General features: G+C 39.7%; 24 protein-coding genes and 1 pseudogene. 2 read left to right on the forward strand and 23 right to left on the reverse strand.

Annotated features, from left to right (window positions below; translation table 11 throughout):
* The 19 genes and pseudogenes from ACFVSH_RS12960 to ACFVSH_RS13050 all read right to left on the reverse strand — a co-directional run.
* The coding region (locus ACFVSH_RS12960) for a heavy metal translocating P-type ATPase (protein WP_387706272.1) at window positions 1–2,107 on the reverse strand (2,107 nt) is incomplete at its 3' end.
* Window positions 2,108–2,181: 74 nt separating this feature from the next.
* Window positions 2,182–2,388 (reverse strand): copper chaperone CopZ, encoded by a 207-nt coding sequence (copZ, locus tag ACFVSH_RS12965; RefSeq protein WP_076368959.1) that lies wholly within the window; start codon window positions 2,386–2,388, stop codon window positions 2,182–2,184.
* Window positions 2,389–2,404: 16 nt separating this feature from the next.
* Window positions 2,405–2,746: a metal-sensitive transcriptional regulator gene (locus ACFVSH_RS12970; RefSeq protein WP_192208237.1), complete on the reverse strand. Its 342-nt coding sequence runs from the start codon at window positions 2,744–2,746 to the stop codon at window positions 2,405–2,407.
* Window positions 2,747–3,022: 276 nt separating this feature from the next.
* Window positions 3,023–3,121, reverse strand: a pseudogene (locus ACFVSH_RS12975) (NupC/NupG family nucleoside CNT transporter); the annotation flags it as partial.
* 381 nt (window positions 3,122–3,502) lie between these two features.
* Complete coding sequence (locus tag ACFVSH_RS12980; protein WP_387706274.1) at window positions 3,503–4,468, reverse strand: S8 family peptidase; 966 nt, start codon at window positions 4,466–4,468, stop codon at window positions 3,503–3,505.
* Between the two features lie 513 nt (window positions 4,469–4,981).
* Window positions 4,982–5,284: a hypothetical protein gene (locus ACFVSH_RS12985; RefSeq protein WP_387595595.1), complete on the reverse strand. Its 303-nt coding sequence runs from the start codon at window positions 5,282–5,284 to the stop codon at window positions 4,982–4,984.
* A gap of 153 nt (window positions 5,285–5,437) precedes the next feature.
* A complete protein-coding gene (locus ACFVSH_RS12990; RefSeq protein WP_387706276.1) occupies window positions 5,438–6,688 on the reverse strand; it encodes an ABC transporter permease in 1,251 nt (416 codons plus the stop codon).
* Entirely contained in the window at window positions 6,681–7,580 is a 900-nt protein-coding gene (locus tag ACFVSH_RS12995; RefSeq protein WP_387706278.1) for an ABC transporter ATP-binding protein, read from the reverse strand. The genes ACFVSH_RS12990 and ACFVSH_RS12995 overlap by 8 nt, the downstream gene beginning before the upstream one ends.
* A 1,107-nt stretch (window positions 7,581–8,687) precedes the next feature.
* Window positions 8,688–9,467, reverse strand: coding sequence for a sulfite exporter TauE/SafE family protein (locus ACFVSH_RS13000; RefSeq protein WP_192204420.1), 780 nt, complete (start codon window positions 9,465–9,467; stop codon window positions 8,688–8,690).
* Window positions 9,468–9,518: 51 nt separating this feature from the next.
* On the reverse strand, window positions 9,519–9,746 hold the full coding sequence (locus ACFVSH_RS13005; RefSeq protein WP_387706280.1) for a sulfurtransferase TusA family protein: 228 nt from the start codon (window positions 9,744–9,746) through the stop codon (window positions 9,519–9,521).
* A 44-nt stretch (window positions 9,747–9,790) separates the two neighbouring features.
* The gene (locus ACFVSH_RS13010; RefSeq protein ID WP_387706282.1) at window positions 9,791–10,918 is read right to left on the reverse strand and encodes an MBL fold metallo-hydrolase; all 1,128 of its coding nucleotides are present in this window, start codon (window positions 10,916–10,918) and stop codon (window positions 9,791–9,793) included.
* Between the two features lie 48 nt (window positions 10,919–10,966).
* Entirely contained in the window at window positions 10,967–11,362 is a 396-nt protein-coding gene (locus tag ACFVSH_RS13015; RefSeq protein ID WP_387706284.1) for a DsrE/DsrF/DrsH-like family protein, read from the reverse strand.
* A 28-nt stretch (window positions 11,363–11,390) separates the two neighbouring features.
* A complete protein-coding gene (locus ACFVSH_RS13020; RefSeq protein ID WP_387706286.1) occupies window positions 11,391–11,963 on the reverse strand; it encodes a sulfurtransferase TusA family protein in 573 nt (190 codons plus the stop codon).
* A gap of 53 nt (window positions 11,964–12,016) precedes the next feature.
* Complete coding sequence (locus ACFVSH_RS13025; protein WP_387706288.1) at window positions 12,017–12,313, reverse strand: rhodanese-like domain-containing protein; 297 nt, start codon at window positions 12,311–12,313, stop codon at window positions 12,017–12,019.
* Window positions 12,314–12,331: 18 nt separating this feature from the next.
* On the reverse strand, window positions 12,332–12,700 hold the full coding sequence (locus tag ACFVSH_RS13030) for a rhodanese-like domain-containing protein (RefSeq protein ID WP_387706290.1): 369 nt from the start codon (window positions 12,698–12,700) through the stop codon (window positions 12,332–12,334).
* Between the two features lie 27 nt (window positions 12,701–12,727).
* Window positions 12,728–13,207, reverse strand: coding sequence for a DsrE/DsrF/DrsH-like family protein (locus ACFVSH_RS13035; RefSeq protein ID WP_353871877.1), 480 nt, complete (start codon window positions 13,205–13,207; stop codon window positions 12,728–12,730).
* Between the two features lie 119 nt (window positions 13,208–13,326).
* Window positions 13,327–13,632 carry a monooxygenase gene (locus ACFVSH_RS13040; protein ID WP_387706292.1) on the reverse strand — a complete coding sequence of 102 codons (306 nt, stop codon included), beginning with the start codon at window positions 13,630–13,632 and terminating at the stop codon, window positions 13,327–13,329.
* 49 nt (window positions 13,633–13,681) lie between these two features.
* Entirely contained in the window at window positions 13,682–13,942 is a 261-nt protein-coding gene (locus tag ACFVSH_RS13045) for a metal-sensitive transcriptional regulator (RefSeq protein ID WP_098373111.1), read from the reverse strand.
* Window positions 13,943–14,652: 710 nt separating this feature from the next.
* Entirely contained in the window at window positions 14,653–15,138 is a 486-nt protein-coding gene (locus tag ACFVSH_RS13050; protein ID WP_192204411.1) for a peptidoglycan-binding domain-containing protein, read from the reverse strand.
* A 348-nt stretch (window positions 15,139–15,486) separates the two neighbouring features.
* Between ACFVSH_RS13050 and ACFVSH_RS13055 the strand changes: the two genes are divergently transcribed.
* Window positions 15,487–17,121: an acetolactate synthase large subunit gene (locus ACFVSH_RS13055; RefSeq protein WP_387706295.1), complete on the forward strand. Its 1,635-nt coding sequence runs from the start codon at window positions 15,487–15,489 to the stop codon at window positions 17,119–17,121.
* Between the two features lie 27 nt (window positions 17,122–17,148).
* Complete coding sequence (locus tag ACFVSH_RS13060; protein ID WP_387595569.1) at window positions 17,149–18,582, forward strand: aldehyde dehydrogenase family protein; 1,434 nt, start codon at window positions 17,149–17,151, stop codon at window positions 18,580–18,582.
* A 162-nt stretch (window positions 18,583–18,744) separates the two neighbouring features.
* Here ACFVSH_RS13060 and ACFVSH_RS13065 read toward each other — a convergent pair whose 3' ends face one another.
* The 4 genes from ACFVSH_RS13065 to ACFVSH_RS13080 form a co-directional block, all read right to left on the reverse strand.
* Window positions 18,745–19,146 carry a YybH family protein gene (locus ACFVSH_RS13065; protein ID WP_387706297.1) on the reverse strand — a complete coding sequence of 134 codons (402 nt, stop codon included), beginning with the start codon at window positions 19,144–19,146 and terminating at the stop codon, window positions 18,745–18,747.
* 447 nt (window positions 19,147–19,593) lie between these two features.
* A complete protein-coding gene (locus tag ACFVSH_RS13070; protein WP_387706299.1) occupies window positions 19,594–20,769 on the reverse strand; it encodes a M20 family metallopeptidase in 1,176 nt (391 codons plus the stop codon).
* Window positions 20,770–20,771: 2 nt separating this feature from the next.
* A complete protein-coding gene (locus tag ACFVSH_RS13075; RefSeq protein WP_387706301.1) occupies window positions 20,772–21,998 on the reverse strand; it encodes a Zn-dependent hydrolase in 1,227 nt (408 codons plus the stop codon).
* 17 nt (window positions 21,999–22,015) lie between these two features.
* Complete coding sequence (locus tag ACFVSH_RS13080) at window positions 22,016–23,203, reverse strand: hypothetical protein (RefSeq protein WP_387706303.1); 1,188 nt, start codon at window positions 23,201–23,203, stop codon at window positions 22,016–22,018.
* Window positions 23,204–23,391: the final 188 nt, after the last annotated feature.

Here is a 23,391-nt window from a genome sequence, read left to right on the forward strand (position 1 = left end):
CATTTATCCCATCCCCGACCATTGCCACTCTTTTACCGGCGGCCTGCAGTTTCTTCACTTCTTCCGCTTTCCCTTCAGGAAGGACTTCTGCAATCACTTGGTCAATGCCCACTTGATGGCCGATTGCATTTGCTGTCCTTTGATTATCCCCGGTTATCATGATGACCTGGATATCCATTGCTTTCAACCTTTCAATCGCCGTTTGCGAGGTATCTTTTATCGTATCGGCAACGGCAATGAGTCCTGCATATTCACCTTCAATGCTAGCGAGCATTGCTGTCTTCCCTTGCTCTTCAAATGCTTCCATCGCTGTTAGGGCCTTAGTAATATCCACATTATTTTGCTTCATCAATTTACGGGTTCCGACGTACAACACTTTTTGATCCACTACAGCTCTCACACCGTATCCTGGAATCGCTTCAAATTCCTCAATCGCAGCAAGTGATATCTGTCTTGCTTGAATTCCTTGAACGATCGATTGCGCAAGAGGGTGTTCAGATTGTTTTTCAGCTGCGCCGATTAGAGATAAAAACTGTTCTTCTTCCATACCGTTCTCGATGAGGACATCGGTCAGCACAGGGGCACCATTTGTCACTGTTCCCGTTTTATCCAAAATGACTGTATCTATATGGTGTGTGGACTCCAAATGTTCCCCGCCTTTAAATAAAATACCGAATTCAGCGGCCCGACCTGATCCTGCCATGATGGATGTGGGAGTGGCCAGACCTAAAGCACATGGGCAGGCTATGACTAGCACTGCAATCATCGCCTCAAAAGCTGGTGTGAATTCTCCAGGGTTAACCCATATCATCCAAACCAGAAAAGTTAAAAGGGCGATTCCGACAACAATGGGAACGAATACACCGGAAATTTGGTCAGCAAGACGTTGGATCGGAGCTTTGGACCCTTGAGCATCTTCGACCACTTTTATGATTTGAGATAGAGCTGTATCCCTGCCGATCTTTGTCGCTTTCATTTTGAGAAAACCATTCTTATTCAATGTTGAACCGATCACAGTATCCCCGTTTGTTTTATCCACCGGAATGCTCTCACCCGTTAACATGGATTCATCAACGGCAGAGTTCCCTTCGACTACTTCACCATCGACAGGAATTTTTTCACCCGGCTTCACCAAAATCGTATCTCCCACGATGACTTCCTCAAGTAGTATTTCAATTTCTTCCCCGTTCCTTAACACCAGTGCCGTTTTGGCCTGAAGCCCCATCAATTTTTTGATGGCTTCGGAAGAACGTCCTTTTGCTTTTGCTTCAAAAAGCTTACCTAAAAGAATGAGGGTGATAAGAATCGAACTAGTTTCGAAATAAAGTTGTGCCGTATTGTGATGGGATCCCATCGAGATGATCGCCTGATAAACACTGTAAAAATAAGCAGCGGATGTTCCCATTGCGACTAATACATCCATATTGGCACTTTTATTTATCAAGGCTTTATAAGCCCCAACATAAAACTGCTTTCCAATCAGAAATTGCACGGGGGTGGCGAATGCCATTTGCACCCAAGGATTCATGAGGAAATCAGGCATATAGATAAACGAAGTAAACCTAAAATGGCTTACCATCGCCCATAACAATGGAAATGATAATATGACAGAAAAAATGAATATATTCTTTTGTTTTTGAATTTCTTTTTGACGGAAATCCACGGATTCCGGGTTATCTTCCTTGATGATTGCCCCATATCCTAACTTCTCCACCCGTTTAATGATATCAACAGGGGAGGCTTCGGAAGGATCATATTCGACTGTCGCATTTTCAAGCGCAAGGTTCACATTGGCCATGCTTACTCCATCCAGCTTATTTAACCCTTTTTCAATCCGGTTAGCACAAGCAGCGCAAGTCATGCCTGTAATCGTAAATTCTTTTTTCTCTTTTATTACATCATAGCCAAGATCTTGAATTTTCTTTTCAAAATCCTTGTTGCTTAATTTTTCCGTATCATATTTAATGACCGATTTCTCAAGAGCCAAATTAACGGTGGCTTCCTCAACGCCTTCCATTCGGTTTAACCCTTTTTCAATCCGGTTAGCACAGGCAGCGCAAGTCATACCTGTAATCTGCATGGTTGTTTCTTTTATTTGGCCGCTCATATCATCCCCGCCTCCATATACCGTTATGGGGTATATTTTTTGTAAAAAAAAGTGCTTAACAGCACTCCCATGACTTATTCGACATCGTAGCCTTGATCATCAATTGTTTCTTTTATTTTCTCAAGTGATACTTTTTCCTTATCAAACGCTACATCTACTTTTCCTGCGTCCAAATGCACTTTTACGCTTTCAACACCTGCAAGTTTTCCTACATTCCCTTCAACTGCATTTACACAATGACCACAAGACATTCCACTTACACTCAATGTTACATTTTCCATTTCAACATCTACTCCTTTATTTTTTCATTAATTTTTGTATCGTTACAAGCACTTCATCTATAACCTCTGTATCCCCTTCATTAAGGCGTTCGACCACACAATTCCTTAGATGGCCTTCCAATAATATCTTGGCTACACTATTCATCGCGCTTTGTGTAGCTGCTATTTGGGTAATCACATCATCACAATACGTATCTTTTTCAATAAGACCCTTTATACCGCGAATTTGACCTTCAATTCGATTTAATCGGGTCGTTAAATTCTTTTTTACTGCTTCTGAGTGATGACTCTTTCGGCCGTGGGAAGAGGTCGTACAGCATTCTTCTTCATTCACAGAATCTTTACTACCATTCAACATTTCATCCATTTCCCATCCCTCCTCGAAAATAAATATACCATACCCTACTACCCTATGCAAAGAGAAAAGCTATTGTGTCAATATTTCTTTATTCTTTGCTTATTAAGCAAATCTATTCCTTAGTCTGTTTAACAAAACTACACACAAAATACCCCATGCGAAGCTAAACAAAAAAGGATGAGCTACATGAGTCTACTATGGATGCAAATAAAGGATGTTCTTACTCCACACCTTTTAGTTGAATACACAAAAAAGTAATATATTTTTCATTGGTTATCAAACAAATAATCCAACAATCATAGCCCTTAAAGTGGAGACAGCCATGCCGCTAAGCAACAGCTTCCAAACATTCCTTCCGAAAATGTGCGATTTTTCATCAATTGCGTGCACACAGTTAGGGGTGGAATTCGCAGGTTCCTCACAAATTGTAGATCCCTGGGGAGACGTTGTTCAGAATTTGATCAAGAAGTTGGTGAATTAAAGGCAACTTTAGATTTAGAGAAAGTACCGCAAATAAGAAAAGAAGTTCCTTTATTCGATTCCAGAGTGCCAGAGAAATATAGAAAAGTTATAAAGTAGAAGCTCCTTGTAACATCTAGAGTTTTATTTTCATTATAGTTCTAAACAAAAAATTTACATAAAAAAAAACCCCTTAGTTACTCTCAGAGGGTTGGTTTGTATCATTTTTTAATTGAGTTTCTAACCCCATATACATGAAATTAGGATCATATACTTACCTTTTCTCTATCTGTAAGGCTAAGTAAACTCCCTTAAAATCTTTTTTATATTTTCTAATTTCCGGTAATTTAGTTTCAGCATTCCATGCCCTTCTTGAGTCTTTGGTTTGCCCAGTGAAACTGTATTATTTAAGAGTTCATTAAATTCTTCTACCTCTGTTAACTTACGGCCAAGTTTTGTTTCAAATTTATTTATCAAAAGCGCAACAGCCCCTGACACATGTGGTACAGCCATGGATGTACCTGATAAGACGGCAAATTGGTTACCAGGAAAGGTTGATACAATTTTCTCCCCTGGTGCCACTAAATCCACTTCACCATTAGAATTACTAAATCTTGATATACGTTCATGCAGGTTAACTGAGCCTACTGCCACAACTTCCTCGTATGCAGCTGGATAACTGTACTCGTTTGTTTCGGCATTTCCATCACCTTCATTACCCGCGGCACACACGACCATTATATTAGATTGAACGGCGTTTATAATCGACGAATGTAAGGCCGGGTCATCATCCGGTCCCCCTAATGACATAGAGATAACCCGTACTTTTTCACCTTTAGGGCCTGTCCAATTGACAGCGTAATTAATAGCTGAAGCAATGCTTTCTGTTGTTCCTTCTCCTGATCCATTTAAAACCTTAAGTACCAGCAACTTCGCTTTAGGTGCTGCACCTACAACTCCAAAACCATTTTCTGCTGCTGCAATGGTTCCGCTGACATGAGTCCCATGTCCGTTATTATCGGCAAAGTTGAAGGGATCACCATAATAATCTTCCGTGAAATTATATCCTCCAATAATTTGACCAATTAAATCAGGGTGATCTGATTGGCATCCTGAATCGATTACGGCTACTACAATGTTCTCACCCTTAAACCCTTCTCTCCAAATAGATCGTGCACGAATCATTTTAATACCTCTTGGAACTTCCGAAGTGGTTTCTGTTATTCCTTCTACTTGGAAGGGTACTAATTGAACATTTGGCAATTCTAGCCTCTCCCTTCATATTACCCCTAAAACGGGCGGAAGCATCGCCTTTTTTTGTCATGACAAAATAGGGAAACCACACTTAAAACCCGTTTGGGAAAGCTGAATCCAATAACATTGATTTCAGCCTTTCTTTATCCTATGAATGGAGACAAGCTTTTGCTATAAACCTTAGTCTAATTTGATATTTTAGTTTACTTAGGCAAAAAATTATTTTATAAAGGAGAGAAAATTCACATTCAGTCAGAACCTTAGTAAAAATATTAATTACATGAACGACCTTATCGGAAAGGAAAAAAAAGCTCCCTCATCGGCAGCTTTTACACTTCCATTATAAAAACCATCATGATTACCTATATGATGCATTAATTCAAATATAGGTAATGGATGAATAATTGATGACTGAACGAACTCCTTTTAAAAGAACTATGATTTTTAAGAATGTGGAACCTATATATCTTCAAAGCTAAAAAATCTAATTAAAAACGGGAACTTGATTGGATAATGGGAATATTACTGTTCTTTCGAAATATTATTATTCCTTTTCTTCTTCACTAAAAGAATGATGGCAACGATAAAGGCTACTGCACTATATATCCAGGTAAACATAAATGCGAGGCCCAATCCGATATTTGCATCCATATAATCGTTTTTCACATGATCAATAGCTAAATATAGAAGCGGTGCCCCTCCAATTATGAGCAGGATGACCCAGAGAACATTCATTTTCAGACTTCTGCTTGATAAAATAATAATGATGAAAGATAGCAAGAGAAACGCTTCTGAAGCTATCGTCAACGTTACCAGATTGCTCATAATATATCACTCCTAATCATGGTTGCCTAAATGGAATATATTTATGTTCCCTTATATCTATGTCGCTTTTCGTTCCTTTTTCATAAATTGATATTATTATCTTAGTAAAAAACCTGAATTCCCCCAAGAGAAATGAAGGATCCAGGTTTCATGTTAATTTTTCTTTGATAATTGCAAGGCATTCTTGATGCTTTTCAGTGATTTTGAGCTTCCGTACATCAAGACTCCACCACGATAGATTTTTGCTCCGATAATTCCAAGTAAAACAATGGTTAAGATCAACACAGCAATGCTGATGGCGATTTCCCAGAATGGAACTTCAAGCATCCCTACGCGCAAGAACATGATCATTGGCGTGAAAAATGGAATGAATGATGTAATCGTAATATAACTCGCTGACGGATTCCCCAATCCAAACATCGCAATCATGAAGGCAATGACGACCAACATAGTCATCGGTGAAATCATTTGCTGGACATCTTCAATTTTGCTGACAACGGACCCAAGACATGCCGCAAGAGTCGCGTACAGAAAATAACCAAGCAAAGCGAAAATGATCGCATAAATGATTGTTGAGATATCGGTGCTTCCGAAACCGAAAAATGAAAAGAATCCTTCATCCATACCAGTCAAGTTTTGTTTAATCGAGAAATAGCCCACTCCAAAAAATAAAATCATTTGCGTAAGACTAAGCAGGGCTACCCCCATTATTTTGGCAAACATCTGTGTGACTGGCGGGACACTTGAAATCAGGATTTCCATGACCCGTGATGTTTTCTCAGTAGCCACTTCCATAGCAATCATCGTTGCATACATCAATACACCGAAGTAAATGACGAATAGGAGCACATACACGAGACCGCGTGCTTGATTGAGATCCTCTTCCGTTTTTGCATTTTTCGCAAGCGCAATCGTATCAAATGCTGGCGGCGTATTCAATTGAGCGATTTGCTGCTCTGTCAAATTCAATTCCTTCGCAGTTATTTGACCCTTCAATTGGGTAAGCGCTAAAAGCAAATCATTACTTACCGCAGAATCTGAAATTTGATTCGCTTTATAAGTTCCCTTAAAGCCGACGGTTTCATCCTTTTCGATTAACAAATAGCCAACGATATCTTCCGCGCCGACCATTTCCTCCGCTTCCTTTTCATCCTTGGCGGATATTATCGATAAGTCATCATTCACACCTGCTACCGCTTTTTTGTAAGAATCAAATAAGCTACCTTCAGTCTTAACGATGACGGCAACCTTTTCCTGATCATCACTGTCGAATTTATCAATAAGATTCGAAATATTCGTAAGGACAAGAATCAGGGCCATCATAATGATTGTAGAAATGATAAAGGATTTCGTTTTTAATTTTGATAGATATGTATGGGAAAGGACAATCCAAAAGTTATTCATAGACGGCACCCACTTTTTCAATGAAAATATCCGTTAGCGATGGTTCTTCCAATTCGAATTTACGCACGAAACCTCTTGGAACAAGATCACGAATCATGTTCTCAGCCACATCTTCTCCAGTGACTTGAAGAATTTTTCCTTCCATCGTGTTCTTTACTTTTGTTACACCTGAATAATTATCCAAAAAGGATAAATCAAAATCAGCTTTAATTGACACATTCTTTTTACCAAAAGAACGCTTGATTTCTTTTAATTTTCCAGCCACAACAGGGGAACCTTTATGCATGATGCAAAGATGCTCACACATCTCTTCAACATGCTCCATGCGATGGCTCGAGAAAACGATTGTCGTACCGCTGTCCCTTAAGTCGATGACGGCTTTCTTCAGAATTTCCACATTCACGGGATCCAGTCCGCTGAAGGGTTCGTCAAGGATAAGTAATTCAGGTTTATGAATCATGGATGCGATTAGCTGGATTTTTTGCTGATTTCCCTTTGAAAGCTCTTCAACTCGCTTATCAATATACTCGGGAACCATAAAGCGGTCTAGCCAATACTCCAATTCTTTCAAAGCATCCCTTTTGTTCATTCCTCTTAATCTAGCCAAATACACAATTTGATCACGGACCTTCAGTTTTGGATATAGTCCGCGTTCCTCAGGAAGATAGCCAATCAATGAACTGGTCTTATAATCGATTTTGTTACCATCCCATGTCACTTCCCCTTCAGTCGGGTCAAGCAGGCCGAGTATCATTCGGAACGTTGTCGTTTTCCCCGCTCCGTTCCCACCTAAAAAACCGAACATTTCTTTCTCGGGAATAGTTAAATCAAGCTGGTTGACAGCTGTGAATTCCCCGAATTTTTTCGTAACTTCTTTAATTTGTAAAGCCAATGGACAACCTCCTATTATATGATTCTTAATATATGTTACCGGAAAGGTTTTCCAATTTCAACTACCGAAAAGATCTAAAGAACTCTTCTCCCCCATCATTATATGCAAAGTTCTAGAAACAAATTTCCATTACCTAGCCACCGGAAAAGAATTCCAAACACTTTTAACACTATGGGTCTTCTCTTAATCGTTGTTGAAGTAGTTGTATAGGGTGGATACGAGGGCAGTTACGGGTATTGAGGCTACCGCTAATAAATAATATAAAAAAGGACAGCTATATGATCGGTTTCTTTAGACGATTTCTTGGTGGTCAACCCGGTGTTTTTTAAAAAAATATCGCTTTCGAATATCCCTTTTCATCGGGGCTATTCCCCGGTCGACCACAACATCTAATGAAGACTGAATAAACCTACCTAACAACACGCCCCAGCTTCCATATCCTTATTTCCGATTTGCCGGTATTCACGAAATAAGGCATTTACTTTATCGCTTATTTTAATGACTCTCTTCGTATCAATGTTAAAATTCATCTGTCTCACCCATTCCCACAAACTGGACAGTTGTGAACCTTATCAAATATTTCGTTTGCAAAATCTGCTCGCTGCTTAATTCTTATCTATTACTGACCCTTTTCCTTGAGAAACCATCTCATCATCTTCTCCCTTCCATGAAAGCAAGGGATTGCCAGGTTCTTCTCCTTGTAATGTTTTGATGGCTAATCTGATTGTTAGAATAGCCGTTTGTAGCGCATCAAGCGAACCATATGGCGTGAAAACTGATTAACAACCTGTCAGGTTCTTCCCAAAGAACTGGTCAGGGCGGCAAAAGATGCCCTGTTGGAGACTAAGATACTGCTATCCTCCGGGTCTGTAAATAGGCATTGAAAACAACCATCTTTGTTTGGATTGTTTGTAAGAAGAGAACGCCCCCCGATTCCTAAAGGGTCTAACCAGGTATAGATGATAGGTGGACTGTTTATAAACAAAAAAGACCCAAACCCTTGTGATATCAAGGATTTGAGCCTTTGATAGTTGATGACCTGTGAGGGATTGGAATCCACGACCCCTTCCCTGTCAAGGTCGGAAGGGTCCAATATTCCCAAAAATCTTAAGATAAAATACCCATCCAAATTTTCACAGCCGTTGCTAGAATTAATAGAGCTAAGATGACTTGAAGTATTTTTGTATTCATTTTTTTACCAGCCATCGCTCCTAGAGGAGACGCTATTAAGCTTGCTATAACCATGATCAAGGCAGGGTAGAAGTCAACTTGCCCTGTTGAAACTTTCCCTACCGTTGCGCCAATCGATGAAATGAATGTAATCGCTAAGGAAGAGGCGATCGTTACCCTAGTTGGGACTTTTAAGACAACCAACATAATTGGAACTAATAAGAATCCACCGGCCGCACCTACAATCCCTGAACCCAAACCGACAATCAAGGCTAGAGTTGCTGCGAGCCATTTGTTGAAGGTTACTTGATCCATTGGAACATCATCTATTCCTTTTTTAGGTATAAACATCATGACAGCTGCTATTAGAGCAAGTAGGCCATACACAATATTTATCCCGTCTTCAGACATGGATTGCGATCCAAAACTCCCAATTACACTACCTATGAGTACACTGACACCCATATAGATGATGAGCGTCTTATTTAGATAGCCACCTTTACGATAAGCCCAGACACCGCCTATGGATGCAAATAATACTTGGACGGCACTTATTCCTGAGACTTCATGAGCACTAAAAGCCGCTAAACCGAAAAGTGGTGGTATATACAAAAGCATTGGGTATTTAATGATGGATCCGCCTATACCTAGCATTCCTGAAATATATGAACCAATAAATCCTATCAAAAAGATAGTAATGATAAACGTAATTTCCATTTTTATTGCCTCCTCGAAAAGAAGGGAACCTATAAGGTTCCCTTATCATTATCAGCCTTTTTTAATCCAAAATTTTAGAACTTCATTTTCTTCTGCAGTTTTCACTAGCTGATGACCACCAGATTTTGACCATGCAGCTAAATCTGCTTTGGCGCCTTTATCTGTCACATGTATTTCTAATACTTGACCAGATCGTAAATCATTCATAGCCTTCTTTGTTCTAACAATCGGCATTGGACAAGCAAGTCCCTTTGCATCTAACATTTTATCTGAATTCATCATACATCTCTCCTGTTTTCTTAGTATATAATCTTTTTTTATGTTCAACGAACCGCACAGCGGTTTGGTCCAATTTCCATTTCGCGCTGTTGTTCCTCATCAGGGGTGATTTTCCCCATATTCGTTTTGCGGATTTCTTGATACGCGTTTGGCTGAGGAGGTAAGTTTCCTGTAACCAACTCTCTGAATTCTGTTTCGTCAGCAATGTTCAAACCATGATTTTCTGCAAATAACGTTCCTAATTCCTTCGCAACACTTCCGTCTTCATTTAATTCTTCAATGATCATAAAGTGAGATGGCAGTACAATTAACTCGTTTGACAATTCTCTATAGCGAGTATAAAGTGTTTCTCTCAAGTCTCCTACCCAATCCTCAGCCAATCCTGCTAAGTCTGGTCTACCAATGGAATCGATGAATAGAATATCCCCGGAAAGCAAGTATTTTTCATCGACTACAAATGAGGTGGAACCAATCGTGTGGCCCGGTGAGTATAGAGCATGAATATTGATAGCTGTATGACCAATCGTAACCACATTTCCGCCTTCTAATGGCTGATATTCAAAGGTCACTTCTGTTGCATCTTTTGGTGGCAGCCAGTAAGTTGCATTTGAACTTTCTGCTATTTGTCTTCCACCTGAAATATGATCTGCATGTAAGTGTGTATCCAATACGTGAGTGATCTTCGCTCCAATACTATCGGCAAAATCAAGGTAGATATCAGTCATTCTTGTGGAATCAATAACAGCTGCTTCACCATTAGAAACGACCATGTAAGATAAACAACCTTTACCAAGACGTACAAATTGATAGATTTCTCCGCCATTATTCAACTCCCCAATTTTCACTGGTTCTAAGTGTTCACTCCATGCTTTCATTCCGCCCTTCAAATAAGAAACATCCAATCCAGCTTCAGATAGCATTTCAGCTACCATGACAGATGAGCCTTCCTTTGCACATACTACCAGGATTTCTTTATTGGCCGGGATTTGATCGAGGATTTCTTCCACGCCATCCAGTAGATCAAAGTAAGGGATATTAAGGAATTTAAAGTTCTGCCCTTCAATTTTCCAATCATTAAAGTCACTTTCATTTCGAACATCCAAAATAAATAAGTCCGCTTTATTAATTACTTTCTTTGAAACCTCAGCGGCTGTCATTTGCTTAAACGCCATTCTATATACCCCCCATAGTATTAAAGTTCACAAAAATTTTTACCTTCATTAAAAGGTTAATGTAACATCAGCATCTTTAGCGAACTCTAAAAATGTGATCGCCCCGCCTACTTCGATACCGTCAACGAAAGCTTCCTTTTCCATGCCTAAAACGTCCATGGTCATTTGACACCCAATAAACCTGACATCCATTTCCTGTGCAATTGTAACTAATTCCGGAATTGAAGGAACATTAGCCTTTTTAAAGCCTTCGGCAAAATGCTCCTTACCTTCAGGCAATGGTAGTTGTCCATTCGCTTCTTTATGAATTAAATTCAAGCCTTCAAAAGTAAAGAAAATGGCCACTTCTTGATCTGTTGCAGCAGCTGCCGTTGCGATGTTAAACACTTTATACGCGTCAAATACTCCACCATTACTTGCGATTATTGCTACTTTGTTAGTCATGATATTTTCCTCCATTCTAGGGTCACCTTTATTCATCAACGGATTTTTGTGTAGGTCCGTTCCATTGGCTCATGCCTGGTACAACATTGAATACCTGTTCAAATCCAGCCGCCGTCAGCTTTTGTGCAGCAAGATCACTTCGGCTGCCAGAACGGCAAATCACGAAAACCTCTGACTCTTTATCAAGTTCACCCATACGGTGTTCCAATTCACCCATTGGAAGGGATTTCGCTGCTGGAATATGATGAAAAGCATACTCTGCTGATTCTCGTACATCCAGAAGAATCATATTTCGATTTTCTTCCATCATTTGAAGAAGTTCTTCATTTGATATGATTTTTTCATGCTTCTTCACTTCTGTTTCTTCTCCGCTTGCTTTCCGAAGATAATGTTTTAGTGTGGTTCCTTCTTCAACTGTACCTAAATATTGATGACCTGTACTTTCCGCCCAGGCTTTCATATCGGCAGTTGACCCTTTATCAGTCGCTTGAACTTCCAGTACTTCCCCTGCTTCTAGGCCATTCATGGCTTTTTTCGTTCTTACAATCGGCATTGGACATGCTAACCCTTTTGCATCTAATACGGAATTTGTTTTAATCATTTTATTTCCTCCTTGTGTTTTTATAGGGGCGAGGGTATTTTTAGTTTTTAAAATTATTCTATGGGACCCTCCCATTCATTCATACCTCCCACCATGTTCAACACTTTATATCCATGACCCTCAAGTAACTGCGCTGCCCTTGAACTTCTGCCTCCTGACCGGCAGACCATGATATACTCTTTTGATTTATCCAGATCTTGTAATCTAAATTCCACTAGACCCAGCGGGATGTTCAAAGCATTTGGTATTTTCCCTGCCTTTACTTCATCCACCTCCCGCACATCAATAATATGGACTGGCGAGTTTCCATTCAATAATGCATTCACTTCATTCGGTAAAATTTCTCTCATCTTTATAAGATCCCCCTTTTATTCGCGCCAAGAACTCATGCCGCCTTTTACGTTGGTGACTTCATTAAATCCGAGTTTTTTCAAAGATTTACATGCATTACTGCTCCGCATCCCGCTTTGGCAAATCACAACAACCTCTTTATCTTTTGAAAGTTCTTGTGCCCTTTTGCCTAGGTCGTTTAAAGGGATATTTTTAAAGACCTTTATATGATTGCCCCTAAATTCATTAGGAGTACGGACATCAATGAATTGCTTATTTCCTTTGTTATTCAGCTCAGCTTTTAACTCAGCCGCATTTATATTTTTTATCCCCTTTGCCGGGACAAATCGCTGATATAAAAACCAAACGATGAGACCCAATATGATGAGATTAAATATAGTTCCCATTTGAACTCATCCCTCCAGTACCCCAATTTAGATAAATAAGTTTACATTTCCATCTTCTGCTTCGGCTAAATATGCCGCTACACCTGCATATTCTATTCCATCCATTAATTCCTCTTGCTGTAAGCCCAATAAATCCATCGTCATCGTACAGGCAATCAGTTTCACATCTTGTTCTTGGGCCAACTCAATTAAATTCGGGAGTGACATGGCGTTATGCTTTTTCATCACGTGCTTGATCATTTTCGGACCCATTCCAGCAAAGTTCATGTTTGACAGTCCCATTTTATCTGAACCACGGGGCATCATTTTTGCAAACATTTTCTCCAGGAATCCTTTTTTTAATGAAACCGGCTCATCCTTCCTTAAGGCATTCAATCCCCAGAATGTATGGAAGATGGTCACTTCATGATCGTAAGCCGCCGCCCCATTTGCAATGATATAAGCAGCCATTGCCTTATCATAATCACCACTAAATAAAACGATCGTCGTTCTTTTCTTTTCAGTCATTATGTTTTCCCCCTGATCGATATTTCCATTCCTTTATACCCTACGGGGTATATATTATGCTAAAAAATATAGTTCGTCAACCTACTTCACTAAAAAAAATGAATGGAATAGGTTTTTCTTTATTTAATTGGTCCATGATTGATGGAAGTCAAACCTTCATTCACTTCGAATATTTTTCCATTAACCTTCTCGATACCAAACCCTTTTAACCGAGCTGTATGCATAGTCAAGTACTTACTTGCGGATGCCTTCGATTCAAACAGATAAATGCCACCAGCTTGCTTTGCCTCATTGTCTTCGGTCCAAATCTTCCAGATCAATCCTTCTTCATCATTGATGCTTTTTGCTAAATCAATAAATTCTTTTACCATTTCGTGGCCAAATGGTCCCTCCATTTTAAAATCCACTTGTAAAATATAAGTCATGAATAACACTCCTTTTTCTAAAGGTCAGGTCAGGTCAGGTCAAATTCCATTACCTGCTTTTTATCAGTAAATTAACCGCTTCCTTGACTAGATGATCTGTGCCTTCGCCTTTCACAACGTTTTCCCGAACGCATTGTTCGAGATTTTCACTTACAATAACACCCATTGTCCTATCGATAGCATTACGTGCAGCCGACAACTGAGTGACGATTTCCCTGCAATCCTTTCCTTGCTCCATCATTCCAAGTACACCCTTGATTTGTCCTTCAATCCGCTTTAAGCGATTAATGACACTTTTATCATACTCCATACTCTGCCCACCCATCTATTTACAAATGCAATTACAAACCTCAACTGATTACCTTATTTCCTTTTCCGATTATGAAGCAAAGTCCTAAGTTCAAATGGACATACTGAATATGCAAAACCTCTTAATCAATATTCTCAACCTAATGAGCCTGCGTGCTTTACTCGTGAATTTGCGTATTTTACTCGTAAGTTCAAGCATTTTACTCGTGAATTTGCAAACTTAACTTGTGAGTTCATATTATACCTATAGGGGTATATTGTCAAGCCGTTTCATTCAAACTTTTATTAAAAAATAAAAGCCACCATATCCGGCAGCTTTTGCGTTTTTATTTTAATTTTTTGCCAAGATTCGATTGAAAGATCCTGAAACAATTTTCCCTTTATGCATAACCGCAAAGCGCCTTGAACGTCTTGCGACTGCTTCCGCAAAAATAGCATCCGTTTTATCCCCAATTATCGCCCAAACTCGGTCCCCCTCTAAATTATGCTGTCATTTACAAGCGAGACATTTATACCTTTTCATGAAGCAATGGGATTGAAATTGTGGAAATATCGATAGGTACAGTAGAGGCAATTGAAATACCCGCTTGAGCTAAAGTTTCCGTCAAGGTAGGACATAAAAATCAACTCGTGAAAGCCAAAAATAAAAACGTGCCTATATATGGGCACGTTTTTATTATGAAGGGAAAATTCATTGGTCCTTCCTGTATCTTAATTCGCATACAAGCGATATTGGTCGCTTAATGTATCCCCATTACCGTAAATATAAGCTTTAGAGCCGGATGTATAGGAAGAATTGTCGTACTTCCATTTAATTCTTAGTCCCATGTTTCCGCCTGCCCCATAGGTTTCATTGCCATACTTCTTAATATATTGCGAGAAGCTATCCCACGTCCGGGGGCCAACCACACCATCCACTTTCAAGTTGTTTTCTTTTTGATATTTCTTTACACCCGCTTCGGTTTTTGGTCCAAAAATCCCATCTACGTCAACCACTGCTGAATCCGTATAAAAACCCATGACATTCAGGATATACTGCATATTCCTGATTTCCACCCCATGAGAGTCCTTCCGCAAAATAGAGTTTTTATCCCAGCTTTCGGGATGGTGAAATCCTCCAGCTGACGCTGAAGCAGTGGAAAAAGATATCCCAAGGGCCATTGCTAATACTACCAAACCAGTAAGTAATTTATTCATAGCTCCATCTCCCTCTTTTTTTGTGTATCCGAACTACCTTACCATTTCCCTTCCGATTTTAAATTTCCCTTCCGACCAATTTCCTGTTTTGAATATTATAAATAGATATAAAAAGGATAAGTGCCATTACAACAAGTGCAACAATAATAAATAAGTTTAAAAATAAACTACGCGATTTCCATTTTACTTCTCCCGGTTATGACTATTAAGGTTAATTTACTAAAACCTGAATTTCTTTATATGCTCCAAATGGTTTTTAACAATACGCAAGTACATAATTTCTAATAGACAAAGCCAACATATAGGGAAAGAAATGAAGAAATCGAAATGGTCTTAGGAGGGAATAAATTGAAGGCATCTGATTTGTTTATAAGATGTTTGGAGAATGAAGGGGTTCAGTATATTTTTGGGATACCCGGAGAGGAAAATACGGATCTTATCGATTCTCTAATTAGCTCTAATATTAAATTCATCTTGGTTCATCACGAACAAGCAGCAGCTTTCATGGCAGACATCTATGGCCGGCTAACTGGAAAGCCTGGCGTCTGCTTAGGTACATTGGGACCTGGTGCAACCAATTTATTGACAGGGATAGGAAGCGCTTATCTGGATTATTCCCCTGTTATCGCGATTACAGGTCAGGCGGGCCTTGATCGAATTCATAAGGAATCGCATCAATATGTGGACATTATTGGGGTTTTTAAGGAAGTAACGAAATGGAATCAACAAATCAAGGTGCCGCATACGATTCCGGAAATTATCCGTAAAGCATTTAAAACTGCAGTCATAGAAAAGCCGGGAGCTGTTCATATCGAACTCCCCGAAGATGTGGCGATGATGGATACTGAGGGTGAACCTCTTCCGGTTACACCAATGCCTAGATCCCGCCCTGCAGAGGAAGAAATCAAAAAAGCCGTCGAATTAATAAATCGCGCAAAAAAGCCTATTATTCTAGCTGGTAATGGCGTAGTCCGCGATGGGGCTGCTGAGTCATTACGGAAATTTGCAGAAGAGAAGCAAATTCCCGTTGTGAATTCGTTCATGGCCAAAGGAGTTTTACCTTCCAACCATCCATTGACCCTTTTTACAGTAGGGATGCAAGCAAGGGATTATGTTCTTTGCGGGTTTGATTTGGCCGATCTTATTATCACCGTAGGCTATGACTTCGTCGAGTATTTACCAAAGTATTGGAACGATGAGGCAATGAATCCGATTATTCATATTGATGCTCGACCGGCTGAGATTGATGCTTATTACCCCGTTCAAGCCGAATTGGTCGGGAACGTTACGGAGGGACTTGAAGCCTTGTCCACTGGTGTAGTAGAAAAAGAGCTTTGGCCCGAAGTGAAAAAGCTAAGGTCTCAAATCATAGAAAAACTTCATTCTTCGGATGATGTATCAGGAAGCCCTATCATCCCTCAGCGAATTATCGCCGATTTGAAAAAGGCGGAAAAGGGCAATGCCATTGTCATTTCGGATGTGGGAGCCCATAAATTATGGATGGCCCGGATGTATCAGCCGGAAATGCCAAATCACACTATCATTTCTAATGGCTTTGCATCGATGGGAATTGCTATTCCCGGCGCAATTGCAGCCAAACTGGCAAAACCTGATAAACCTGTCATTGCGGTTACAGGGGATGGCGGATTTCTGATGAATGGGGTTGAATTGGCAACTGCAAAACGTTTAGGGCTTGCCTTCGTGATAGTCATTTTCCATGATTCAAAATACGGCCTAATTGAGTGGAAGCAATTGAATAAATTTGACCGTACGAATGCGATTGAATTTACAGACCCAGACTTCTTAGGCTTCGCAAAAAGTTTTGGGGTCAAAGGAGTGAAAGTAACCCACTCCGATGAATTGCTTCATGCATTGGAAGAAGCGATTTCGAGTCAGGAAATTGTCTTGATTGATGTGGATGTCGATTATTCGGAAAATGTAAAGCTCTCGAAAACACTAGGTGATTATATTTGTAAATTATAAAGGCAGATATTATTGGAGGGATTTCAGATGAAGAAAAAGTGGCAATTGTGGATTGGTGGTAAATGGCGGGAGGCTAAATCATATGAGCCATTATATAATCCCCATTCAAACGAAGAAATTGCACAAATCGGACAGGCTGAACCAGCGGATGCCGTTGAAGCGATTGTCGAAGCAAATGCAGCTTTTCAGAAATACCGAACCTACCCGGCTCATGCACGAGCAGAAATTTTATTTAAAGCTGCCGCGATCATGGAAGAACGCAGTGAAGAACTTGCGAAAATCATTTCTCTAGAGGCTGCGAAAACGATTCGAAATGCTCGTGAAGAAATGAATCGTACGGTTCAGACCTATCGTTTTGCTGCAGAAGCGGCAAAGAATAATTATGGAGAACAAATCCCGATGGATGCTGCAGTGGGTGGGGTAAACCGTTTTGGATTCACGGTTCGCACCCCGATTGGCGTCGTTACCGCGATTACCCCATTTAACTTTCCATTTAACCTGGTCGCCCATAAAGTTGGTCCAGCTATTGCCGCTGGAAATTCGATTGTGTTAAAACCTGCCGAACAAACCCCGTTGAGTGCACTGGTTCTGGCCGATATTTTTAAAGAAGCAGGGTTGCCTGATGGAGTATTGAACATCATACCCGGCAAAGGGGATGTTTTAAGCGAAGCGTTGACGACCCATCCACATGTAAAAAAAGTGACTTTCACAGGCAGTGTAGAGGTCGGACACCTTATCCAGCAGCAGGCAGGCTTCCGTAAGCTTACACTTGAACTCGGATCCAATTCGCCTTTCATCATTGATGAAGGTGTCGACATCGATAAAATCATTCAACGAAGTGTGATGGGTTCATTTACGAATAATGGGCAGGTGTGCATCTCGATTCAACGAATTTATGTCCACAAATCACTATACCAACAATTTTTAGATCGATTCGTCAGTGCAACAAAACAACTTATCATCGGTTCCCCCCTGGAGGAAAATACAAATATTACAGCGGTTATTTCAAAAAAATCAATCGAACGGTTACAAAGTTGGATTGACGAAGCAGTACAAGAAGGAGCAAAAATTGAGTGTGGAGGTACAGTGGAAGGCAATGTCCTATCGCCTACCGTCTTAACCAATGTAAATCGTGACTCAAAGGTATTTCGTTTCGAAGTATTTGGTCCAATTGTCTGCATTTTCCCATTCGACACGCTGGATGATGCGATCAATGATGCAAATGATTCGCGTTACGGATTGAACTCAGGAGTGATGACACCGAGTATAGAACGAGCTTTTTATGCGGCGGAACGCTTGGAAACAGGCGGGGTCGTAATCAATGATATTCCAACTTACAGAATTGATAATATGCCTTATGGCGGCTGGAAGGACAGCGGTGTTGGCCGGGAAGGCATCAAATATGCGATGCAAGAAATGATGGAGCAGAAGTTTATCAGCTTTAAAATAAGCGACGAATGAACATAGGGAAAATTTTAAACCGAAGTATATGAGAAGGCGATATCTTAAAGATTTCGCCTTCTTGTTTTGCCGTAAATTATTGGTTTTTGTTGTAGTTATAGAAGATATATATTTGCTGTCTTGAAAAAAATAAAAAGCCACCATAACGGCAGATTTCACTTATTACTTCAATTCTTCAATTATTTCAGCACCATAAGAGTTGTCGATTATACAGCGCCATGTACCGGTGGAATCCCTTTTAAATACATATGTCGCGGTTCTTTCCATAGAGAATTCGGAATCTTCCTTTTGATTGGCACTTAGCTGGGCTTTTGCCACAACCAATGCCGTATCACCCGTTTCGATTATTGCCATCTTATCTTGATTGACGATTAAGCTGTGATTAAAGTATTCATCGATAGCAATGAATGCCCGACGAATTTCCGCTTTCCCTTTTGCAAATGTTCCAGGTTTTACAACTAAAGTTGCATCCTCTGAATAGAACTCCATTAAATGATCGAAATCCTCATTGTTTATTGCCCTGTCCGCATTTTTTATGACTTGTTCCAGCTCATGATTCTGCATAATCACCCTCCTATTCAACTTCTCTTCATACTAATTCTTGTTCGACTGCCGTGATGGGGATTCCTGCTCATAAAAAGAGAAAAGAGTATGTTTAAATCATTTAAATAAATGTTGAATGCACATAAAGGTTTTAGATAATGAATTACCATGGTTCATTCTCATTACGGTATGTTTTATGCGACTTTCAACTTGATGCAAGGTGAAATGAATACAGAACGTAAATACCAAAAGGTTTATTTGCATTTATCAGCAATGTGGAGTACACAGCTTCTCACCTTTACAAAAGTTAAATAAGAACAACTTCATAAAAAGGGAATGGTAAATCCATTCCCTTTTTGACTGTGTGCAAAGACCTTTTAGTGTAATTTAACCCTTAACGCCAAAAGGCCGCCAATCGGCGGCCTTCTACCTTTTAACAATTTCCGTATTCCCTCTTTTATCAGTCCGTTATTCGTGCAAATATGCCCAGGCATATTGAGCGTAAAGTTCTGCACCAGTAGCAAGCGCATCTTCGTCGATGTTGAATTTCCCATGATGATGGGCCCATTCCGTATCCTTTTCAGGGTTTCCAGATCCAACTAAAGCGAAGCTTCCAGGTACTTCATCTAAATAGAAACTAAAATCTTCTCCACCCATTGTTGGCTTTTCATTATATACTGCGTCTTCGCCAAACGCATTTGAAGCAACTTTTTGCACTAATTTTGCACTGTATTCATCATTAATGACAGCTTGGGTTCCACGGTAGTACTCAACCTGTGCGGTCGCACCGTAAATATTGGCAACATTTTCAGCATAAATCTGGAGCTGTTTTTCAATATGGTCACGTGTTTTAGGATCAAAACAACGGACAGTCCCTTCAATAACGGCATTTTCTGCAATGACATTAAATCGTGTGCCCACGACCATTTTTCCAACTGTCAAAACTGCGGGATTTTGTGGATCGACCGTTCTTGATACGACAGATTGTACATTCATGACAAATGAAGAGGCCACAATAGTTGCATCGATACAATCCTGTGGCATGGCACCATGTCCCCCTCTTCCTTTAAACGTTACTGTAAAGATATCTGCTGAAGCGAATGAAGGTCCTTGAGAACAAGCAACCTTGTTTGTTGGCATTTGCGACCAAATATGTATGCCAAAAACATTATCAACACCTTTGACAGCCCCTTGTTTAACCATTTCCTTTGCACCTGTTGCTACTTCTTCAGCTGGTTGAAAGATTAATCGCACATTCCCAGGTAATTCTTCTTTTATTTCGTTTAGTGCCTTCGCTGCAATTAATAACATGGATGTATGTGCATCATGACCACATGCATGCATTTTTCCTTCTTCTTTTGAAGCATACGGCAAGTCTTTATTTAATTCTTCAACAGAAAGGGCGTCCATATCCGCTCTTAATGCTACCGTCTTTCCTGCCTTACCGCCTTTAATTTCTCCAATGACACCTGTTGGTTCTGCTTTGCGATAAGGTATTCCTAATTTTTCAAGGTATTCACAAATAAAGGCCGTTGTATTTTCTTCTTCCCATGATAACTCAGGTTCGCTATGAAGTTTTCTACGTATTTCTATTAATTCATCGCTATAATTTTGAATCGCTTCTTTTATCGTTTGATTAATCATCCTCATTCTACCTCCGTTAAACATTTAGCCACTTCGTAAAATATTTGCACTCCATTTGCTATATGACGTGCATCAGACCATTCTTCTGGACAATGACTTAGTCCTGATTTACTTGGAACAAAGAGCATGCCAACATCAGTCACATCGGAAAAAACCATCGCATCATGACCTGCTCCACTATTAATGGAACAGTATGGAATTTCCAAATAAGAACTTTTATCTTTTAATAAAGCTTTTATCTCATCACTCAATACCTTTGGCGGCATATATAACACCTGTTCCGCAGTTGTATGGATTCCCTGTTCATGATAGGATTCGATTAATTCTTTCATCCGTTTGATAACATTGTTAATATGTTCTTCCTTGCTAGATCGGATATCTATCGAAAATTCGACTTTATTTGGGATGACGTTAGCTCCATTTGGTAAAACATGTAGTCGTCCTGTCGTGATAACCGTTCCTTCACCTTCCTCAATTGCAAGGCTCGGTAATTGAGAAATAATCTGAGCGGCTGCAACCAATGCATCCGTACGGCGATCCATCGGGGTTGTGCCTGCATGTCCTGCCTTTCCTTCAATGGTCACTTCAAATTGAGTTAAACCAACAATCGCTTCTACAATACCAATGGGGATATTCTTCTCTTCAAGGATTGGCCCTTGTTCTATATGCAATTCGAGAAATGCTTTAATGCTTTTAGGATTTCTCCTTTTTGGAAGTGATGAGTCCAGACCAATTTTTGACATCGCTTCAATTGTCGTGATACCTTCTTTATCCCTTAAATTTTTAAAACTTTCCTCACTAAGTGTTCCCACTATTCCTCTCGACCCCATTAGTCCCCCGCCAAAACGAGCACCCTCTTCTTCAATCAAGGCAACGATTTCAAATGGATATTTAGGTGTTAATTGATTTTCTGCAAATAGGGCAGCCACTTCAAGAGCGGCAATTACACCGGCTGGCCCGTCATACGCACCACCATTTGGTACGGAATCAAAATGTGAACCGATCAAAACGCTTGGTGCATCTTTTAAAGTACCTTCAAGCTTTCCAAAAATATTTCCAAGTCCATCTTCCTTTACTGTTAGACCGGTTTCCATCATTTTATTTTTAATATAATTGCGTGTAAGTAAGTCTTCCTTGCTATACGTAAGCCGGGTTGTCCCTTTTCCGGGTGTTGATGTAAATTCGCTCAAATCATTTATTTGCTTTTTTATACGTTCGATAAGACTCACTTGGAATTCCTCCTATTTTACAAGAATTGTACAAATATTCCTGCCAAAATAACCGACACGATTGTAACCGATATAAATCCGCCAACAAGCATCGGCGGCAGCATATGGCTTAGCAATACTTCTTTTTCATTTTCATCTTTTGTTAATGAATTGACGACTTCATTGGTGATAATGTAATCGGCTGGAAATCCGTATAATGCTGTTAAAGATACAGCAAAGGCCATTTCTTTGCTGACATTTAACAATTTCCCTGCAATGAATGAGAATATATACATGCCAATAACAGCTAGGAAAATGCAAACAATAAGTGGGTAAAGGATCTCCATCATCATACTTGGTGTTGCATTTTTTAATCCGTCAAAGACGAAAAGCATAAGGGCCATGATGGCAAATCCAAATCCATTTGCTTTTTGCAGTGTCTGCTTTTCCAAGAAACCTATACTTTTTCCGACAACCCCGAATAGTAAGCAAAGAACAAAAGCATTTATTGATATAATCTGCTCTAATCCAGTCGAAACAAGGTAAGCGAGAAAAGCAACAACCGCAAGTCTGAAAAATTTAAAATATTCAGTATTATATTTTTCAGGAAGTTTTTTAAACAGCTTAAGTTCCGTCATACCTTCTGAAGCGGCTGCAGTATCACTTTTTTTTACCGTTAATTGCCCATTGCGATATTGCCCCAATAGCTTCTTCCCTTCTTTCTTCAACACAATTGAAGTTAAAGGATATCCAGCAAAGCCTTGCATTACATAAATAACAATGGCAAAAACGGACAAACTCGTTAGTCCTGCGTCTGCTGCTCCTTCTGACATGATTAATGAAGATACCATACCGCCCACTAAAGGTGGAATCGCCACAAGGACAGTTTGCAGATCAAATATGAATATGCCAATTCCGAATATAAGTGCAACAATACCAAGAATGCCAGATAAGGAGATGACAATCGTTTTCCATTGATTTACCAATTCTCTTATTGAAAGCAATGTTCCCATATTCGTGATCAACAGGTACATCATCATGGTTGCCACTACCGGTGGAACACCTGCTATTGAAACGATGTCTTGCGGGAAGAATGTCCAATAACCACATAGAAATAGGATTGCGGAAACGAAAACGGAAGGTACCCAGGCTTTTGTCCGAACCGCCACAATGTCTCCTACAAATAAAATCAGAATAACAATAACTAAAGCCAACATCTGTGACATATGAGTTCCCTCACCTTCCAATTTAATAGTTTGAATATTCTAAAATAATAACACTAAATCGTTTTAATTTAAAGACAATTCAATATTTTCAGGTAATTATACACAGATAATAGGAAATGTAAGTGTTTTAATTCTGGTTTCACATACCGAATTATCTAAAATTTGGATATATCAAAATAACTTTAATT

Source organism: Peribacillus sp. NPDC058002, from assembly GCF_042886655.1.
Classification (GTDB): Bacteria; Bacillota; Bacilli; order Bacillales; family DSM-1321; genus Peribacillus; species Peribacillus aracenensis.

Excerpts from the sequence above, each read along its gene's own strand:
- copZ (WP_076368959.1), bottom strand. The coding sequence starts at position 2,388 with ATGGAAAATGTAACATTGAGTGTAAGTGGAATGTCTTGTGGTCATTGT.
- ACFVSH_RS13045 (WP_098373111.1), bottom strand. The coding sequence starts at position 13,942 with ATGGAGTATGATAAAAGTGTCATTAATCGCTTAAAGCGGATTGAAGGA.
- ACFVSH_RS13050 (WP_192204411.1), bottom strand. The coding sequence starts at position 15,138 with ATGAATAAATTACTTACTGGTTTGGTAGTATTAGCAATGGCCCTTGGG.
- ACFVSH_RS13035 (WP_353871877.1), bottom strand. The coding sequence starts at position 13,207 with ATGACTGAAAAGAAAAGAACGACGATCGTTTTATTTAGTGGTGATTAT.
- ACFVSH_RS13025 (WP_387706288.1), bottom strand. The coding sequence starts at position 12,313 with ATGAGAGAAATTTTACCGAATGAAGTGAATGCATTATTGAATGGAAAC.
- ACFVSH_RS13080 (WP_387706303.1), bottom strand. The coding sequence starts at position 23,203 with ATGTCACAGATGTTGGCTTTAGTTATTGTTATTCTGATTTTATTTGTA.
- ACFVSH_RS13065 (WP_387706297.1), bottom strand. The coding sequence starts at position 19,146 with ATGCAGAATCATGAGCTGGAACAAGTCATAAAAAATGCGGACAGGGCA.
- ACFVSH_RS13070 (WP_387706299.1), bottom strand. The coding sequence starts at position 20,769 with ATGATTAATCAAACGATAAAAGAAGCGATTCAAAATTATAGCGATGAA.
- ACFVSH_RS13060 (WP_387595569.1), top strand. The coding sequence starts at position 17,149 with ATGAAGAAAAAGTGGCAATTGTGGATTGGTGGTAAATGGCGGGAGGCT.
- ACFVSH_RS13030 (WP_387706290.1), bottom strand. The coding sequence starts at position 12,700 with ATGGGAACTATATTTAATCTCATCATATTGGGTCTCATCGTTTGGTTT.
- ACFVSH_RS13005 (WP_387706280.1), bottom strand. The coding sequence starts at position 9,746 with ATGAATTCAGATAAAATGTTAGATGCAAAGGGACTTGCTTGTCCAATG.
- ACFVSH_RS12970 (WP_192208237.1), bottom strand. The coding sequence starts at position 2,746 with ATGTTGAATGGTAGTAAAGATTCTGTGAATGAAGAAGAATGCTGTACG.
- ACFVSH_RS13040 (WP_387706292.1), bottom strand. The coding sequence starts at position 13,632 with ATGACTTATATTTTACAAGTGGATTTTAAAATGGAGGGACCATTTGGC.
- ACFVSH_RS13000 (WP_192204420.1), bottom strand. The coding sequence starts at position 9,467 with ATGGAAATTACGTTTATCATTACTATCTTTTTGATAGGATTTATTGGT.
- ACFVSH_RS12985 (WP_387595595.1), bottom strand. The coding sequence starts at position 5,284 with ATGAGCAATCTGGTAACGTTGACGATAGCTTCAGAAGCGTTTCTCTTG.
- ACFVSH_RS13020 (WP_387706286.1), bottom strand. The coding sequence starts at position 11,963 with ATGATTAAAACAAATTCCGTATTAGATGCAAAAGGGTTAGCATGTCCA.
- ACFVSH_RS13015 (WP_387706284.1), bottom strand. The coding sequence starts at position 11,362 with ATGACTAACAAAGTAGCAATAATCGCAAGTAATGGTGGAGTATTTGAC.
- ACFVSH_RS13010 (WP_387706282.1), bottom strand. The coding sequence starts at position 10,918 with ATGGCGTTTAAGCAAATGACAGCCGCTGAGGTTTCAAAGAAAGTAATT.
- ACFVSH_RS12990 (WP_387706276.1), bottom strand. The coding sequence starts at position 6,688 with ATGAATAACTTTTGGATTGTCCTTTCCCATACATATCTATCAAAATTA.